Source organism: Hymenobacter elongatus, from assembly GCF_004745955.1.
GTDB lineage: Bacteria > Bacteroidota > Bacteroidia > Cytophagales > Hymenobacteraceae > Hymenobacter > Hymenobacter elongatus.
Window position 1 is genome coordinate 1 of sequence record NZ_SRLD01000013.1, and the last position, 16736, is coordinate 16736.

At 57.3% G+C, this 16736-nt stretch carries 15 protein-coding genes; 9 read left to right on the top strand and 6 right to left on the bottom strand.

All coding sequences use genetic code 11. The features are described 5' to 3' along the window. Positions 1-166: 166 nt before the first annotated feature. Positions 167-361, top strand: a complete 195-nt coding sequence (locus E5J99_RS08125; protein WP_135497226.1) for a hypothetical protein — start codon at positions 167-169, stop codon at positions 359-361. A 111-nt stretch (positions 362-472) separates the two neighbouring features. Further along, positions 473-847 (top strand): PH domain-containing protein, encoded by a 375-nt coding sequence (locus E5J99_RS08130; protein ID WP_135497227.1) that lies wholly within the window; start codon positions 473-475, stop codon positions 845-847. A 45-nt stretch (positions 848-892) separates the two neighbouring features. Here the strand turns inward: E5J99_RS08130 and E5J99_RS08135 are convergent, their stop codons facing one another. Further along, entirely contained in the window at positions 893-2266 is a 1374-nt protein-coding gene (locus E5J99_RS08135) for an NAD(P)/FAD-dependent oxidoreductase (protein ID WP_135497228.1), read from the bottom strand. Between the two features lie 179 nt (positions 2267-2445). Then, positions 2446-3135 carry a carboxypeptidase-like regulatory domain-containing protein gene (locus tag E5J99_RS08140; protein ID WP_245318806.1) on the bottom strand — a complete coding sequence of 230 codons (690 nt, stop codon included), beginning with the start codon at positions 3133-3135 and terminating at the stop codon, positions 2446-2448. Positions 3136-3245: 110 nt separating this feature from the next. Between E5J99_RS08140 and E5J99_RS08145 the strand changes: the two genes are divergently transcribed. From E5J99_RS08145 to E5J99_RS08155, 3 genes are read left to right on the top strand one after another with little or no spacing between them, the layout of a single operon-like run. Next, positions 3246-3635 carry an ArsR/SmtB family transcription factor gene (locus tag E5J99_RS08145; protein WP_135497230.1) on the top strand — a complete coding sequence of 130 codons (390 nt, stop codon included), beginning with the start codon at positions 3246-3248 and terminating at the stop codon, positions 3633-3635. Between the two features lie 48 nt (positions 3636-3683). Further along, entirely contained in the window at positions 3684-4004 is a 321-nt protein-coding gene (locus tag E5J99_RS08150) for a (2Fe-2S) ferredoxin domain-containing protein (RefSeq protein WP_135497231.1), read from the top strand. An 11-nt stretch (positions 4005-4015) separates the two neighbouring features. Beyond that, positions 4016-4729, top strand: a complete 714-nt coding sequence (locus tag E5J99_RS08155; RefSeq protein WP_245318808.1) for a YjjG family noncanonical pyrimidine nucleotidase — start codon at positions 4016-4018, stop codon at positions 4727-4729. Between the two features lie 85 nt (positions 4730-4814). Here the strand turns inward: E5J99_RS08155 and E5J99_RS08160 are convergent, their stop codons facing one another. Together E5J99_RS08160 and E5J99_RS08165 are read right to left on the bottom strand one after the other, a co-directional pair. Beyond that, positions 4815-5975 carry a lanthionine synthetase LanC family protein gene (locus tag E5J99_RS08160; RefSeq protein WP_210114416.1) on the bottom strand — a complete coding sequence of 387 codons (1161 nt, stop codon included), beginning with the start codon at positions 5973-5975 and terminating at the stop codon, positions 4815-4817. Positions 5976-6210: 235 nt separating this feature from the next. Continuing rightward, positions 6211-6390 (bottom strand): hypothetical protein, encoded by a 180-nt coding sequence (locus E5J99_RS08165; RefSeq protein WP_135497233.1) that lies wholly within the window; start codon positions 6388-6390, stop codon positions 6211-6213. Between the two features lie 228 nt (positions 6391-6618). Between E5J99_RS08165 and E5J99_RS08170 the strand changes: the two genes are divergently transcribed. Beyond that, complete coding sequence (locus E5J99_RS08170; protein WP_135497234.1) at positions 6619-7662, top strand: sensor histidine kinase; 1044 nt, start codon at positions 6619-6621, stop codon at positions 7660-7662. 4 nt (positions 7663-7666) lie between these two features. Further along, positions 7667-8398 (top strand): LytR/AlgR family response regulator transcription factor, encoded by a 732-nt coding sequence (locus E5J99_RS08175; RefSeq protein WP_135497235.1) that lies wholly within the window; start codon positions 7667-7669, stop codon positions 8396-8398. A gap of 22 nt (positions 8399-8420) precedes the next feature. Here the strand turns inward: E5J99_RS08175 and E5J99_RS08180 are convergent, their stop codons facing one another. Next, positions 8421-11510, bottom strand: coding sequence for a lantibiotic dehydratase (locus E5J99_RS08180; RefSeq protein WP_135497236.1), 3090 nt, complete (start codon positions 11508-11510; stop codon positions 8421-8423). Between the two features lie 406 nt (positions 11511-11916). Here E5J99_RS08180 and E5J99_RS08185 point away from each other — a divergent pair, with 406 nt between their 5' ends. Continuing rightward, entirely contained in the window at positions 11917-12468 is a 552-nt protein-coding gene (locus E5J99_RS08185) for a nucleoside/nucleotide kinase family protein (protein WP_135497237.1), read from the top strand. A gap of 112 nt (positions 12469-12580) precedes the next feature. Here E5J99_RS08185 and E5J99_RS08190 read toward each other — a convergent pair whose 3' ends face one another. After that, positions 12581-14671, bottom strand: coding sequence for a hypothetical protein (locus tag E5J99_RS08190; RefSeq protein ID WP_135497238.1), 2091 nt, complete (start codon positions 14669-14671; stop codon positions 12581-12583). A gap of 348 nt (positions 14672-15019) precedes the next feature. Between E5J99_RS08190 and pruA the strand changes: the two genes are divergently transcribed. Beyond that, positions 15020-16684, top strand: a complete 1665-nt coding sequence (gene pruA / locus E5J99_RS08195; RefSeq protein WP_135497313.1) for an L-glutamate gamma-semialdehyde dehydrogenase — start codon at positions 15020-15022, stop codon at positions 16682-16684. The last annotated feature ends 52 nt before the right edge of the window (positions 16685-16736 follow it).

Consider the following 16736-nt stretch of genomic DNA (forward strand, 5'->3'; position numbering starts at 1 on the left):
AAAATGGCGAAAGTTTTTGTTTTGGCGACGAAACTCGGGAATCTGGGCTAAATGCGTCTGTAAGGACATCGGCGAAACGAGGGAAAACCCGAATTTACCCCACCTGCCTCATAGTGCGGTTAATCTGCCGCTCAGCCCGTACACCAATCTGGTAGCGGCGGTGAATATGCAGCAAGCCAGTACCGATGTAACTATCGACGGCCAAGTGGTCAAGGTGGGCCAGGTTATCTACTTTACCTACGTGCCCGGCCCGCGTATTCGGGAGGCTATTTGCACGCAAAACACTGTGCCGCTGCTTATTCCGCATCTGGTGCTGAGCAACGCGGGTACTACCGCCTGCCCAACGGCCGCTGACCGGTAGCCGCCCCGCAGCAGGACCGCCGCCAAGCGGCATCCGTGGTTTCGATCAACTACGTAAACAGCCACCAATTCTTTAGATTAGCACCCACACCACCCTCTTCTCTTCTCCGCTATGGGAATTCTCGACGGCCTGCTGGGCAATGCTTCCGAAAACGATGCGCAGGAACTCCAACAGGAGCTGACGCAGCTGCTGGCCATTGGCGAACAAGTGGAAAAAGCCTACGCCATCATCCGCGACCAAATTATCTTCACCAACAAGCGCCTGCTGTTAGTCGATAAGCAGGGCGTGACGGGCAAGAAGCGTGAAATCATGAGCGTGCCCTACCGCAGCATCGAGCGGTTCAGCATGGAGACCACCGGCCACTTTGACCTCGATGCCGAGCTGAAAATCTGGATTCGGGGCCAGACCGAGCCCATCAGCAAAACCTTCCGCGACGACCGCAGCATCCACGACATCTGCCGCGCGCTGGCCCAGTACGCACTATAAAGGAGCTAGCGGTTCAGTACTTTCTTTTGGTCTATCATCCTTCCCCTACGCCGGCGTCTGAATGGCGGGCGGCGTAGGGTTGTACTGTGGGGTGCTGGTGTTGTGCTCGGCCTTCTTTTTGCCTTGGTCGTCTTTCACGTCGCGGCGGCTAAAGGGCCGGATGATAAGACGCAGGGCCTGGTCGGAACTGAAGTAGCTGAAAGCCCAGTCGACGAACGCTACTACCTTGTTCCGGAAGCCAACCAGCGTCATCAGATGCACGAACAACCAGGTCAGCCAGCCGAAGAAACCGCTGAAATGCACGCCTTTCGGCAAGTCGACCACCGCTTTGTTGCGGCTCACGATGGCCATTACGCCTTTGTTCTTGTAGGTAAAATCGGCGGGCGTCTGCCCCTTGAGCAGGCGCTGAATGGTGTCGGCCAGGTGCTCGGCCTGCTGCTGGGCCACGGGAGCCAGCATGGGCAGGCCGCGCGGCATTTCGCCGGTCACCATGTTGGCCACGTCGCCGATGGCGAATACGTTGGCGTAGCCCACCACCTGGTTGCAGCGGTTCACGTTGATGCGCTTGTTGCGGGCAATGGCCTCGGCCGGAAACCCGGGTACTTCGGCCCCGTTCACACCGGCCGCCCAAATCAGGTTTTCGGTTGGAATAAACTCGGTTTCGGAGTAGTAGGCCCGGCAGTTCTCGTAGCCTTTAATGTGCGTATTGAGCCGCACCTGCACGCCCAGCTCGTCCATGTAGCGCTTGGCATTCTGCTGCGACTTCACCGACATGGGCCCCAATAGCTCCGTGCCAGCCTCCACCAGAATGATCTGCATCTTGCTCAAATCGAGTTCCGGATAGTCTTTGGGCAGCACGTGCTTGCGCATTTCGGCCAGCGAGCCGCTGATTTCCACGCCCGTTGGTCCGCCCCCCACGACTACGATATTCAGCAGGGCCTGCTTCTCGTCGGGGTCGGCTGTGAGCAGGGCCTTCTCGAAATTCTGAAAGATGAAGCTCCGCAGATTCAGGGCATTGGGAATGCTCTTGATCTGCATGGCATTTTTCTCGAGGCTTTCAATACCAAAGAAATTGGTGAGCGAGCCAGTAGCCAGCACTAGGTAGTCGTAGTGAATATCGCCGACGCTGGTATGAATCGTGTTGCTGGCCGTGTCGACGCGCTGCACGTCGGCCATGCGGTAGAAGAAGTTTTTCTGGCCGGCAAAAATCTTGCGAATCGGGTAGGCAATGCTGTCGGCCTCCAGCGCCCCGGTAGCCACCTGGTAGAGCAGCGGCTGAAAGTTATGGTAGTTGTTGCGGTCGACAACGACCACCTGCACCGGCGCATCGCGCAAGGATTTGGCCAGCTGCAGGCCTCCAAAGCCACACCCCACGATGACGACGCGGGGCTGAGTTGAAACCGGAAGATTCGTATCCATAAGAAGAGGAGTGTGCGGTAAGAGGTGCAGCAAGGTAGCCGCTTTTCGCCAGCGGCACCTGCCCCAGGCTTTACCCCAAAACCAGCGCTGTGGTTGCTGCCGGTAGTTAGCTTGGGCACCCAATAGACGCCCGAAAGCCCGCCGATGGGCGGGCTATCGGTAGCAATGCAGTCGGCCGACTAGTAATCGACGCCTTCTTTCTTCTTGAGTTCGCCCTGCTTGATCTGGTTGATAAGCTGCAACCAGCTGAAGGGGTTCAGCAGCGGGTTGTTGGTATAGGGATTGGGAGCAGTGCCCATGCGACGCGCCTGGTCGTACTGCTGGTTCTGCATGGTTTGGCGGTAGTTGCCCATGCTCGTCACGGGCGCATTGTTGAAAATGCGCCGCAGCACTTGCTCGTTGAGGTTATCAGCCATATTGGAACCACGCTCTTTGGGGAGCTTCAGGGCCAGAAAAGCGCGCTTAAACTCCTTCTCGGTAGCGTAGGGAAAAATGCGCACTTCGGGCAGCACCGTAGCGTCTTCTTTGAGCTGCACAATCACGGAGTAGCTTTGGCGCTGATAGTCGAGCGGAATGGTCACCGTTTGGTTGCGGTAGCCCAGGGAACGAATCACGACACTGTCGCCGGTGAGCACCGGCAGCGAGAAGTAGCCGTAGGCATTGGTGGCGGTGCCGCGCCCGGCTTTGGGCACGAATACAGTGGCCCCGGGCACGCCCAGCAAACTGTCGCCGGTGGCAATAATGCCGGTAAACTGCACCACGCGGCGCTGGCCCTGGGCCTGGGCCCGCAGTGGGGCCAGGCTTAGCAGAGCCACCACGACCAGTGCCACGACCAGCCACCCAGAAGGAATTCGAACACTACCAGACATACTCAACATTACGGGTTACAATAATACGGCTCTTTCAGGGTGGAAGACTGGCTTGGTGTAAATTTGTTCCCGCCCCAGCTTGCTGGCCCGTTTCGCCATTCAGACAAAAGATGCGCCTAAAACACTTCAACGTTGCATTTGGGCAACAACTATTCAAAGCTTTTGGCGATGAGTCGCGTGTGCGCATCCTGCACTTGCTGTGGCGCAACCAGGAAATGTGCATTTCCGACCTCGAACAGGTACTCGACTTCACCCAAACCAAGACCTCGCGGCAATTATTGTATCTGAAAAATGCAGGCCTGGTGAACTTTCGGCGGCTCGACAACTGGGCCTTCTACTTCATTAAGGACGAGGCCGCCGACTTGGTTCAGCAGCTGCTGGCGTTTATGGAGAAAGACCCGCTACTGCTGCGCGACCAGCAGATTTACCAAACGCTGTGGTCGAATCGGGAGCTGGCTGCGTATAAGCTCCAGAACCGCCATTGGACCGGTGCAGCCTGAGCTGGCCACATCTGCACCCCGTTTATCCCCTCTCCCACTCGCTGCCGTATGAGTTCTGCGTACCACCACCTGTTTGTCTGCAACAGCCAGAAAGACGAAATCGGCAAAGACGTGGCCCGCGCCCTGAAGACGGAAATCAAGAAACAGGGCCTGAAAGCCTTGCTGACGGGCGGGGCCAAACGCAAAACCCGCGTGCAGACCTGCAACTGCCTGGATGTGTGCAAGCACTGCAAAAAAGGCCCCGGGGCTGCACTGATTGTATACCCGGAGGGTACGCTGTATGGCGACGTGAAGCCCAAGGACGCGGCCGAAATCGTACAGGAACATCTGCTGGCCGGCCGCGTTGTAAAAAGACTACTTTTAGATTAATCACCTCTGCTGTGCCTACCATCTCACCTGCCAAGCCCTACCGGCACCTCTTCTTCGACCTCGACCATACGCTGTGGGATTTTGAAAAGAATGCCGACGAAACCCTACGCGTCCTGTTTGAGCTGCATGACCTGGGCCGTTTCGGCACCTTTACCGTCGACACGTTCATTGACCGCTACCGGGATGTGAACCATGCCCTGTGGCGGCTCTACCAAAGCAATAAAATCACGCAGCAGCAACTGCGCAGTGTGCGGTTCGTGCGCACCCTGGCCAAGCTGGGAGTGGCCGAGGCCGAGGTGCCGGCCACAATTTCCCAGCAGTTCACCGAGTTGCTGCCCCGGAAGTCAGCGGTTTTCCCCTTCACCTATGAGGTGCTCGACTACCTGCAAACCAAGTACACGCTGCACCTGATTACGAACGGCTTCAAGGATATTCAGCACGTGAAGCTGGCCTCTTCCGGGCTCACCGACTATTTCCAGGAGGTGGTTACTTCTGAGTGCAGCGGCCACCTGAAGCCCGACACGCGCATGTTTTCGCACGCGTTGGCCCGCGCCGGAGCCACGGCCGCCGAAAGCCTGATGATAGGCGACAACCTGGAGTGCGACGTGCTGGGGGCTTACAATGCCGGCATCGACCAAGTATATTTTAACCCCGACAAGCGGCGGCATTTCAACCAGATAACCTATGAAATCAGCTGTTTGAGCGAGCTACGGCAAATTCTGTAACAGCACCGGAGGACCAACCCGAGACTAAAGCCGCCGCTTTCGTCCCAGGCTGGCCCTCCGGTGGCCTCTTTTTTAAAGGTTGTTTTCAGAGCAGTATCTCGTCCCACTGCAGCTCCTGCGGGGTTATGGCCGAGAGCAGCACCAGGCTTACGCGCACTAGGTCCTGGTAGTCCTTTTCGCCCCGGAGGGTTTCCAGATCGGTAGCCAGTTCCTGCGTCAGCCAGCTGCGCGTTTGGTTCAGCCAGAAGGTATAGCCCTTTTGGTACGACTCGTGCCCACTGGCCTGGTACAGCCGCCGGTAAAGATGAGCCACTCCAGAAGCGCCTTGGCTAAACGAGGAGCTATGGATGGCAGTGGCCCGAAAATCAGTGCGCAGTAGGGTATTCAGGCCGACTAGCTCAGCTATTTTTTTCAGCTCCTCATCGGCCAGCAGCCGGTGCGCCTCATAGAGCAGCAGCGAATGCCCCAGGTCGCTGTTACGCCAGCTCAGCTCATTGCTGAAGGTAGCCTCCTGATTGGCAAGGCTCACATCGTCGGGGAATACCGCGTACCGGCCGGTCGAGAAATCTACCTCGCGCTTCGTATTCAGCAGATACCGGATACCCTGGCGCACAATCTCCTTGAGACTTTCGTGGTTCTCCCCGGCCTGCTGCAGCTTAATGAGCAACAGCAATTCCCCAGCGACACCGTTTTCCAGCCCTAAATTCAGCACCGTTGATTGCTCCACCGGGTTTGGAAGGCCAGTAGGCTGTAGCCGCGAGTATTGGCTTCCGGCGGTAGCACCCTGCAGCAACTGTAGCGTGCGCCACAGGTAGCCCCCAGCCACCAGATCGGGCTGCCGGAGCATAAAATACCGCAGCGTCCGGAACAAGTCCATTCGTGCCAACGGCTTATGTTGCTGTAGCAGCCCTTGTGCCTCCGCAAACAGGCGCTGATCCAGTGCTTCCAGCAGGCTGCTTATGCCTGGCTCGGCGTGGCCAGCTGCCGCGAAGCGGGCACTAAGCCACGCTACGCCCACCGCATGCTCCGGCGACAATGTTGGGGCCGCACTACGGGCCAGATCAGCAGTTAGCTGATTGAAAAGCTGCAGTGCCAGAAGCTTATCGGCCTCCCGCCCGAAAGCCACATATACCGAGTAATAGTAAATCGAAAAGCCGATCTGGTCGGAAACCGTTGTAGTAGCACGACTAACGGTAGTGAGTCGTGCATGTGTATCAGCCCATATTTTCACGAACTCCTCCTTCACTGCACAGAGTGGAGAACAGCCAGACTTATCAGTTCTACTGCTCAGAAAAGGAGAGTAAACGGTAAGCACTGCTGTCCCCATCATCTTATTGTGTTATGACCTATCTTGTGTCCCACGCGGTGCCCGATGCAATGCACTGAGCAAATCGTGGTGAATCATCTGGTAAACAAACTGCCATTTTGCCGGCTAAAGCTCCGGTCGATACTTTTACCCCCTGAGCAGCACAACGACGTGCTTACAGCCCGGAGCCACCGGTGAAAATGCCGATAGTGGGGAAAAGGGTCGAAACACTCGAGTTGGTGGTGTCAGCATCATTGTCAGAATGCGCGGCATTGCCCCCAGTGGAGGTTTTCGTGAATTTAGTGATAGTCGTTTTCGTGAATTGGAATTTGCTGGTGGCCTCGAGATTTTTCATGTGACTAAGGATATAAAGTTGTTAGGGTTGCTTTGTAGCTATGTCGCTTACTTGAAACAAACATAGCTTTTGGCCTGCGCCCTGCTAAAAAAATTACACCAACGGGACGTTTTGCGGGACTAATCCGGTCTTTTCCCAACTTTCCGCCTTGGTTGCCCCTCGCGGCTCCTTCCTCAAAAGTGCCGGCCGACCTTGCGCTTCCTTCTACTTCACCCAGGCTTTGCCCGTATGCGTGTTCTTCCCAAGCTTGCCAATACAATCATCATCCACTTTTCCGTCTGGATTTTCTACATCGTTTATGAAATCGGAATCCTGCTACTGTCCCGCCCAAATGAAGTTAACTTACTGGAGACCCTTTTCAATTTCGCGTTGTACGCGGCCCTGTTTTATGTCAATAGCCTGCTGCTGCTGCCGAAGCTGATTGGCACCAAGAGATACCTGACCTATGCCTTGTCATTGCTGGCAGTCATCGGGCTCTTTTTCCTGGCAAAATATATATTATATATCAATATTTTACCAAGTATAACCAGTCATTTACTGCACCCCATTACCACTTTCGACGACTTTATGTCGAATAACCTGTACCGGGGCACCTACTTTGTACTGCTCAGCTTCGGCTTCTGGTTTGCGCGAAACGCGGTGCAGCTTGAAAAGCAGAAACGGGAACAGGAGCGCCAGCTGCGCATCGCGGAAAAGAGCCTGATGGAAGCTGATCTGGCTTTTCTAAAGAGCCAGATCAACCCGCACTTCCTTTTCAATGCCCTCAATTTCCTGTATGCCCACGCCTATCCGCACTCCGAGGATACAGCCAAAGGCATTCTGCTGCTGTCCGATATCATGCGCTATGCCTTGAAGGATGACGACAACAATGGCAAAGTGATGCTGGAAAAAGAGGTGCAGCACCTGCACAATTATATTGCTATCAACCAGCTGCGGTTTAACAATCGCCTGCAGATTCAATTTGAGATTGTAGGTGGGCTGCAGTTCCTGATGATTTTGCCGCTGGTGCTCATCACCTTCGTGGAAAACTGCTTCAAGCACGGGGAGCTGGCCGACGCCGAGCATCCCTTGCGCATCCAACTAAAGACCGAAAACAACCGCCTTCATTTTTCGACGCACAACAGGAAGCGCAACGGCCCCAAGGAAAGGACTACAGGAATAGGACTTGTAAATACTAAGAAAAGGTTGGACCTTGTTTATCCGGACCGCTATGCGCTGGTCGTAACCAATGAGCCGGAGTACTACACCTGCCAACTCACCATTGACCTGTAACTAAATGATTTCCTGCCTGATAGTTGATGATGAACAAGGTGCTGTTGACATCCTGAAAACGTTTATCGATAAGACTCCCTTCCTCACCCTCGCGGGCAGTACCACCAATCCGATTGAAGCCCTGAGCCTGGTACAGGACCAAGCCATCGACCTGATCTTCCTGGACATTCATATGCCCCAGATTTCGGGTCTGGACTTTATGCGCCTTATCAAGGGCAAAACCAGAGTCATTCTGACGACTGCCTACAGCGAGTTTGCCGTCGAGGGCTTCGAGTTGGAGGCGCTCGACTACCTGCTCAAGCCCATTGCTTTCGAGCGGTTTCTGAAAGCGGCTCAGAAGGCGCTAAACACGTCTATGGAACCCTCGGCCCGCTGGCAGTCGCCCGACAAGGAAGATGACTACATCTTCGTCAAGACCGAAAGCAAAGGCAAGATGACCAAGGTCAACTTCGACGAGATTATATTCGTGGAAGGCATGAAGAACTACGTTTCCATTAATACCGGCGACGACCGAATTATTACGCTGCTCAATATTAAGGATCTGGAAGACCGGCTGCCCACGAAAAACTTCATGCGCGTCCACAAGTCCTATATCGTATCCTTGAATAAAATCAGAGCCCTGGACGGCAACCAGATTTTATTCAAGGATATGAAAGCCTTTGTTCCCTTGGGCGACACCTACCGCACCGCTTTCTTTGAGGCGCTGCAACAAAAAGTAATGGGCGGCAAAAAGTAGCCCGGCATACAGCTAAAACGTCCTAAAGCGGCACCTTGCGCACCGCCTGCTGCGACTGGTACTGCCGATGCAGGAAGTCGTAGAGTACCAGCTCGTGCAAGCGGGCATCCACCGGAACCAGCCGGTTCAAGAGCATGTGGATGTAGCTGCCCAGCAGACTATTCTTTTCCACCTCCAGCTCCCCCTGCCGTTCTAGCGCATTGATTTGCTCGGCAATATCCTGGAGGCGTTGAGTCTCCGAAGTAGCGGTAGCCCCCCTTTCCTCCTCCAATCCCCGCTGAATGGCGGGGCGAAAAGTGCGGTACTTGGCATCGAGCTGTAGCTTGAGTGCCTTATTCATCCCAAACTCGCGGCCAAAGCTTTCTTTGAGCGTATGGAGCAAGGCGGTTTTTTCGGCCAGCGTATACCCGAATGCCCGCAGCAGCTCATCCACCTGACGCAGCCCCCAGATCCAGGGAGCCGCGCTGTCGTCGCCGGCGGTTTCGGTCAGCACGGCTAGCACGGCCCGGCTATTCTCATAAAACCAAGCCTCCGACAGCGCCATCGTTCGGGTGCCATACCGCTCCAGCTCGCGGCGGTAGGTGTCGATCTGGGTTTTCCAGATGTAGCCGTTGCGCACGTAGGGCTGCACGAAACTATTGACCAGCTGCACGATGTCGCCGACGCGGCGTACGTCGGGCAGGTGCAGCCGCAACCGGATATGGTTGTCCGGGTCGGCGTAGCGGATAAAGAACCACTGGTCGATCAGGCCCTGCCGGAGCAGCTCTTCCGTCAGGGGCCCAATACCATCTGCCAGCACCCGGTCGGCCACCTTTTGGCCGCAGTAGAGCTTATAATACAGCCACTCGGAACCCAGGGAAAACTCCCGTACCAGTGCCGGCTGAGCGCTGGCACTGACCGGGCCTAACCCCGTGTAGCATGGGGTGTTGCGCACGAGCAAAGCCACCAGCTGGTGAGCATAGGCGTGGCCGGCGGCGTCGCGCACTGGGCTGCTCTGGGCCCCAAACAGGAACTCCTTGAGCTTAACCACGGGCCGGTTGCGGATGGCGGCCAGCCATACGGCCACGCTGGTTGAGTTTTCGGCGTCTACCAGCAGCTCGTTGTCGCCATCGGCCAGGGTAAAGAAACGCGGCAGCTGCCAGCGGCCCCGCAAGGCCTGCAGGCACGCGGCAACGTTGGCGGCCGGAGCCTCCAGCAGCGCGCCCAGATCAGCCCGGTCGAGCTGCCAGGAAGCGGCCTGCAGGATGACCCGGCGGAAGGCAAGGCGCGGCAAAAACTTGGCGTAGAGCGAAACCGAGGCCCAGGCAAACCCCAGATGCGGCTGCAAGCCCTGAGTTTGCAGGTCGCACAAAAACTCGTAAACCGGCAGGGCCTGGTGGGAAAAGTTGTGTGCCGAGCCGAGCCGGGGCACAATGATCTGGTGGTTGTGCCGGGAGCGGAGCACAAGCTGGCGGCCTTGCAGCGACAGGGTCAGATCCTGCAGCCGGATACGGCCTTCAACTGGCCCGCCCGGCTGGGCGAGGTACGGAATTTCGAAGTCACGAAAGGATGGGCGGAGCAAAATATTGCCGATACGGCTCGCGGGCAGGTGGCATATTTCCGCGAACCGCACCGCCGGATTCTGGTCCTGCTCGTGCCGCGTAATCTGGCGTATCACCTGCTCGATACCGGCATCGGCGTGGGCGAAGCGGCCCAGCAGATTTACGGCACTGGAGCCACCGGCGTTTTCAAGCAAGATCTGTCCTTCATCCAGCACCCGAAACATAATTGCGAGGGAAGGCGGCAGCGGGCTGGCTACGGGCTCGAAAGTCTGCACTTCCTCTTTGGTAATAGCGACGCTGTATTCGCGGTTGCGGTCGGCTTCGCGCAGCTTCTGGTAGAGAAAGTGCTGCACGTCGTTCTGCCGGATAGTTCGGGCAGCGCGGCTGTGCCCGGTCAGGGCCAGATCGTGCACCAAAGCCGAATATGTGCTCTTGCCAAAATCAGAGTAGCGCAGGCCGCTCTCGTTGTCCAGTGCTTCCAGCAGCGGCACGGCTTGCCCTTCGTAGCGGGCCTGAAACCGGTCTTTGAAGTCCTCCAGCCGCTCGTTCTTGTGCGGCGGGGTGAGGTAGGTAAGCACATCCAGGGCCTGCAGCAGCTGTTCCTGCAGCTCGTTACTCAGCGTAGCTTCGCCCGCCAGCCCTCGGATGGAGTCGGTCTGAAATAGCTTGCTTTGCTGTATCGGAATACCCAGGGGCAGCAGCGATTCTACGATGTGCTGGTAGGCCGGGGCGGCATTCACCAGGTTCTGATCCAAGATGCGCAGCTGTTCTGCAACCTGCGCCAGAATAGTCAGCACGGCTTGAATTCCGGCATCCGGCGCGGCAGCATTCAGGCGGTGCAGCACGGCTTGCAGGTGGTCGTAAAACTCGGGGCCGGTTACGGTAGGCTCCAGCTCACTGACGAGCACCTGCGCCCCAATCAGCTCCTCGACATAGGCCAATGCGTCCGGCAGCTCGCTTTCATCGGCGGCGAGCAGCGTGGCTATAGCCGTGCGGGTCAGGCCCGGCCGGCTGGCATCGACAACCTGCTGCAGATACGGGGAGGCCCCGACGGAGCTGATCTGATGCACCCGCTCGTTGTGCTCGTAGCGGTGCTCAACGTAGCGGAGCTCTTCGCCAATCTGATACAGGCTGGTATTCGGGAAATAGAGAATCCGGTCTTTCACCGCTTCCAGCTCGGCCAGCTGGTAGGCCAACGCGCACAGGTAGTGCATATCGAGGCGGGTGTGCCGGGTGTTGTTCTCCCTGGCCAGCGTAACACGGCTTTCGGGGCCCCAACTGATTACGGAGCAGCCGGCAAACAAGCCGAAAGGCGTGCTGCGGCTCGTCATGCGGGCGTAGTAGCGGGCCAGGGTGGCTTGCAGCTTATCTATTTTTTTAGGATCCGTTAGCTCGCCATTCAGCCACTTCTGGCACTCCTGACACAGGTCGGGCGAGGCCAGGTACAAGGCTTCCATAAACACTTCGTCGCGCAGCCGGCTTTGCAGCGCTGCCGCGTCGAACGTAGGATCGAAGGGGCCGGCGGCAGTACGCAGAATCAGATTAGGATGGAAACTGTAGTGCTGCTTCATCTATAAAAATGGGCTATAAGCATTACGGCAAAGGAAGTGGGGGACCGAAGCCCAGGTGCCAGACGCGCCGCTAGCGCCTGGTTTTTCGCAGCATCAAGTTGGGGAAAACCCGCCAGCCAGCAAAACCGGACCGTGGGAAGTCGGCGGAACCGTAGCGCGCCAGCAGCGCCACAAAGAGTATTGACGCCCAAAAACCAGCCCGACCAGTCCGCTTTCAACCTCAGTCAAAGCCTCTAAAACCAGTGCGTTGGAGGCACCGCTGGCCCCCGCATACAGGGAACTTGGCAGTGGCAGTCAGTAAACCAGCGGTAGAAAAAGGAGCTAGTGCGTTGCAAGCCAGCAAAACCCATCGGACCTTGCCGGTTTCCTCTCATCCTGTTTCCTGCTCATTGTTGAGCTTTTCTCAATGGTTCATCTCATCGGCCTTTCCGGCAAGCGGGGCAGCGGCAAAGACACCGTAGCCCGCCTGCTGCAACAACTTCAACCCGAGCGGCACTGGCAGATCCTGTCCTTTGGCGACGCCATAAAGGCCGTGTGCGCTACGTTGGCCGGCGAAGATCTGGCTCCTTACTACCGCCAGAGTGGCAAAGCGGAGCTGCTGCCTGCCTTCGGCCGCACCCGGGGTGAAATGCTGCAGCAGGTAGGCGCGGCTCTGCGGGCCTGGAACTACGAAATATGGGTGCAGGCCTTCTTTGCCCGCCTGCCAGCGGATCAGTTTATCATCGTGCCCGACGTGCGCTTTCCCAACGAGGCCCAGCCCATACTGGACCGGGGCGGGCTGATGCTGCGCATCGAAGGTGACCCGCTGGCCCAGCAGGGCGACGGCACCCGCGACGACAATCATCCCAGTGAAACGGTGATGGACACCTACGACCGGTTTGCCGCCGTGCTGCACAACACCGGCTCCCGCGACGCATTGCGCCGCCAGGTCGAGCAGCAGGTAGTGCCACTGTTGTAACGGCTGTAGTATCGGTATCCATTGGTCCGGATTGTGGATATGTAGCATACGAAAAGCCAGTCTGCTTGCGCAGACTGGCTTTTCGACACAGAAGACGGATGACTCAAGCCGGCTAGTGCAGCACCTGTACGCGCTTGTGGAACAGTTGCCCATCAACGGAGCAGGAGAGAAAATATACACCCACGGCGAGACTGCGCGTGTCGATGTAGACTTTAGTATCCAGGCTCGTGCCTTGCGTCATGGTGCGGCCCAGATTATCGCGTAGGCTGTAGGAAACAGAAACCAGCTTATCGGCTCCACCCCTTCTCAGCAGTGCTGCCGGAGCTATTACCAACTCAAAGCCCGTGTTGCTGGGGTTGGGAAATACTTCCAGCGCATCGCCACTACTGGCTGGTGAGATAGCCGCCTTACTGTAGACACCACCTGGGTTATCATTATCACAGGGAATACGAAAGTTGGTGTTAGGGTTGGCCGTTGTGTAGTAGCGTTCAATAGTTGAGCTCAGACCACAGCTATTGGTAACAACACACGATACGGTGACAGGTACATCGTAGCTGTTGGGGGCAATGATAGAACACAGCGGCGTGTTGCCGGGGTTACGAAAACCGGGCGCGGAGCTGCTCCATGCATAGGATAGCGTGCCCTCCAAATCCGGCCGCGAAACTCCTGCTTCAAAGTACATAGTCAGCCCTGGGCATACCAAGTCGGTAGCGGGTTCCTTTTTCATATCTGCCCGTGGCCCCCCTACCCATACTTGGCGCGTCAGGTTGACAGGGCCAGCATAACAGCCATCCGTGTTGTTATAGCTGGCCTTGATGGTGATCATACCGTTGTAGCCGGGCGTGGGCGTTACGCTGTAATGACTTGATTGAGTAAACCACTGCACAACGACCAAGCCCGTAGCAGCGAAGCTAGGCTCTACCGACCAAGTCACCGGAGCGGTGGTAGGCGCGGTGAAGTTCATACTAGAGCCTGGGCACACCAGCGTGCTGGCGCTGGCGATTTTCTGGTTTTTTAGATCTTCAATAATTCCCGCATTGTAGGCAAACCACTGAAATAGAGTAGCTACCGCCCGAATGGAAAAATTGAAGTTGACATTGGCAATCTGCGCCGTATTGATATTGGTTGGCGAACTCCAGCCGAAGGAGCTGTACACGCTATTGATGTAAGCGTTGGAGCCCTGGGACAGGTTGGTGTCGCCCCAGCCGAACGACTGGTTGCCACCCCGACTGAAAGCACCCATATCAGCAAAATTAACCCCACTGGGAAAGAAGTCGGCCAGCTGATTGACGGTGTAAAACATATACTTCGCCCGAGCCATATCGTTGGGTTGGCAGTAGATATCCGAAATCAGACCGCCCTGCTGCGCCGCCGTCGCGGCCGACCAGCTGTAGGCCGGGTACGCTCCGCCCGGGTCATTTTCGCACACATTTAGATTATTGTTTGAGTAATAGGTGTTACCCATGTCATTCTCATAATGGTCGGGCAGGTTAAGCGGGCACGGATGAAAATGGGAATGGGTGTGAGCCGGCACACTCATATCACCGAGCAGGTGGGCTACGCGGCCCAGCAACTGTAGCGCCACGGGCTGGCCGAAGCTCTGATTGAACTGCGGCAAGTGGTAATAATTGACGCGGCCGCTACCATCGGCATTGCTGATACCTTCCAGGAAATAATTACCCTTGTAGAGTTCGGGCAGCGAGGTATAGGTGATGATGTAATTGCGCAGGTAGCCCACGCCGGGCATCACATACGGAATCGTGACATCGTGAGTGCCGTTGCGGTCTTGGCAAAACAGGTACACGCGGGCTTTTTCCCAGGCATTGGGCGCCTTTGAGCTGCCGTTAACGTTCAGCGGCACCGACTCATAATTCTCATTCGGATTATCAGCATCCCAGAAGTGGGTAATAGAAGGCGTGCTGCTATTAACGCCCAGTCTGTAGCCATACACCGGATCTTCCGTATCCTCGCGCCACGCCCCGATACCGATGGGGTAGCTAGTGTTGAAGGGCTGGGCATCATTCCCCTTACCGTGGTAGTTCAGCCCAATGGCGTTCCGCAGTGCTGGAATAGCCCCGATCTGCTGCTCTAGGTACAGGTACGACTGCTTCACCATGTACTGATGCACCCACTCTTTGTGGGCAAATGCCGGCGTGTGGCCCAGGCCTAGGCAGAGTAATCCGAGCGATAAAAGTTTTTTCATAAAGAAGGAATAACAGAAACAAGGATGGTGGAACTACACGCAACTGCCAGGTCCATGCCCCACCCTACCAGGCGGTTGGCGGCTTACCTGGCAGCAAGGTGGGCAGCAACCCGCAACGCGCTAGTTTTATTACACCAATCACCGCATTCACGGTATCAATCGGCCAGTAACAGCCAGTAACAGCCGGTAGCCGCCGTTCCAAAATCCGGAATACTCCCCGGCGCGTGTCAGGTGCGGTTCTGCATTTTGGAAGGCGGCTAAATGCCCGACCGGTAGCATTCCCAACTCTGGGCGGTACCTTTGCTCCGCCCCATCCCCAAACGAAAAACCAACCCCAACACCCAACTTATGGCTAACGGCTTTTTCAACGTCCCGACCCCGATCAACGAGCCCGTGAAGGGCTACGCCCCCAACTCGCCCGAGCGGGTGGAGCTGCTCAAGACCCTGAAGGAGTTCAAGCAGCAGGAGCGCGACATCCCGATGCACATCGGCGGCCAGGAAATCCGCACCGGCAAGACGAAGAACATTACCCCGCCCCACGACCATAAATTCGTGCTGGGCCAGTTCCACGAGGGCGACAAAACCCACGTCCAGCAGGCCATCGACGCCGCCCTGGCTGCCCGCGCCAACTGGGCCGAAATGCCCTGGGAGCACCGCGCCGCCATCTTCCTGAAAGCCGCCGACTTGCTGGCCGGCCCCTACCGCGCCCGCATCAACGCGGCCACCATGCTGGCCCAGAGCAAGAACTGCTTCCAGGCCGAAATCGACGCGGCCTGCGAGCTGATCGACTTCTTCCGGTTCAACGTGCACTTTATGCAGCAGATCTACCAGCAGCAGCCAGAAAGCCTGCCCGGGATGTGGAACCGCCTGGAGCACCGCCCGCTCGAAGGCTTCGTATTTGCCCTCACGCCCTTCAACTTCACCTCCATTGCCGCCAACCTGCCCGCCGCGGTGGCCATGATGGGCAACGTGGTGGTCTGGAAGCCCGCCAACACCCAGATCTACTCGGCCCAGGTGCTGATGGAGCTGTTCAAGGAAGCCGGCGTACCGGATGGCGTTATCAACCTGGTGTATGTCGACGGCCCTACCGCCGGCGACGTCATCTTCGCCCACCGCGACTTTGCCGGCATCCACTTCACCGGCTCCACGGGTGTGTTCCAGAACATCTGGAAGACCATCGGCCAGAACATTGCCTCCTACAAGAGCTACCCGCGCATCGTGGGCGAAACCGGCGGCAAGGACTTTATCCTGGCCCACCCTTCGGCCCACGCCAAGGCCGTGGCCGTGGGCATGAGCCGGGGCGCGTTTGAGTACCAGGGTCAGAAATGCTCGGCGGCTTCGCGGGTGTACCTGCCCTCCAACCTCGCCGATGAAATCCTGGGCTACGTGAAGGAAGACCTCGCCTCGTTCAAGATGGGCGACGTGGAGGACTTCTCGAACTTTATCAACGCCGTTATCAGCGAGGCTTCGTTCGATAAGCTGGCCAAGTACATCGACGGTGCCAAGGCCGACCCGAACGCCGAAATCGTGGCCGGCGGCGGCTACGACAAGTCGAAGGGCTACTTCATCGAGCCGACGGTTATCGTGACCAAAGACCCGAAGTACGTGACCATGTGCGAGGAGCTGTTCGGCCCCGTGCTCACGGTGCACATCTACGACGCCGACAAGTTTGAGGAAACCCTGGAGCTGGTCGACTCGACTTCGCCCTACGCCCTCACCGGCGCCATCTTCTCCCAGGACCGCTACGCCATCGATCTGGCCTCGAAGAAGCTGGTGCACGCGGCCGGCAACTTCTACATCAACGACAAGCCCACCGGGGCCGTAGTCGGCCAGCAGCCCTTCGGCGGGGCCCGCGCCTCCGGCACCAACGACAAGGCCGGCTCCATGCTGAACCTGCTGCGCTGGGTGTCGCCGCGCGCCATCAAGGAAACCTTCGTGCCGGTTACGGACTACCGCTACCCGTTCCTGGGCGCCGCCCCGGCCGAAGACCTGAACCGGGACAAGGGCCTGTAGGAGGCAGTTTAGTTTTGCACAGAAAAGACCGCTTCGGAATTCCGGAGCGGTC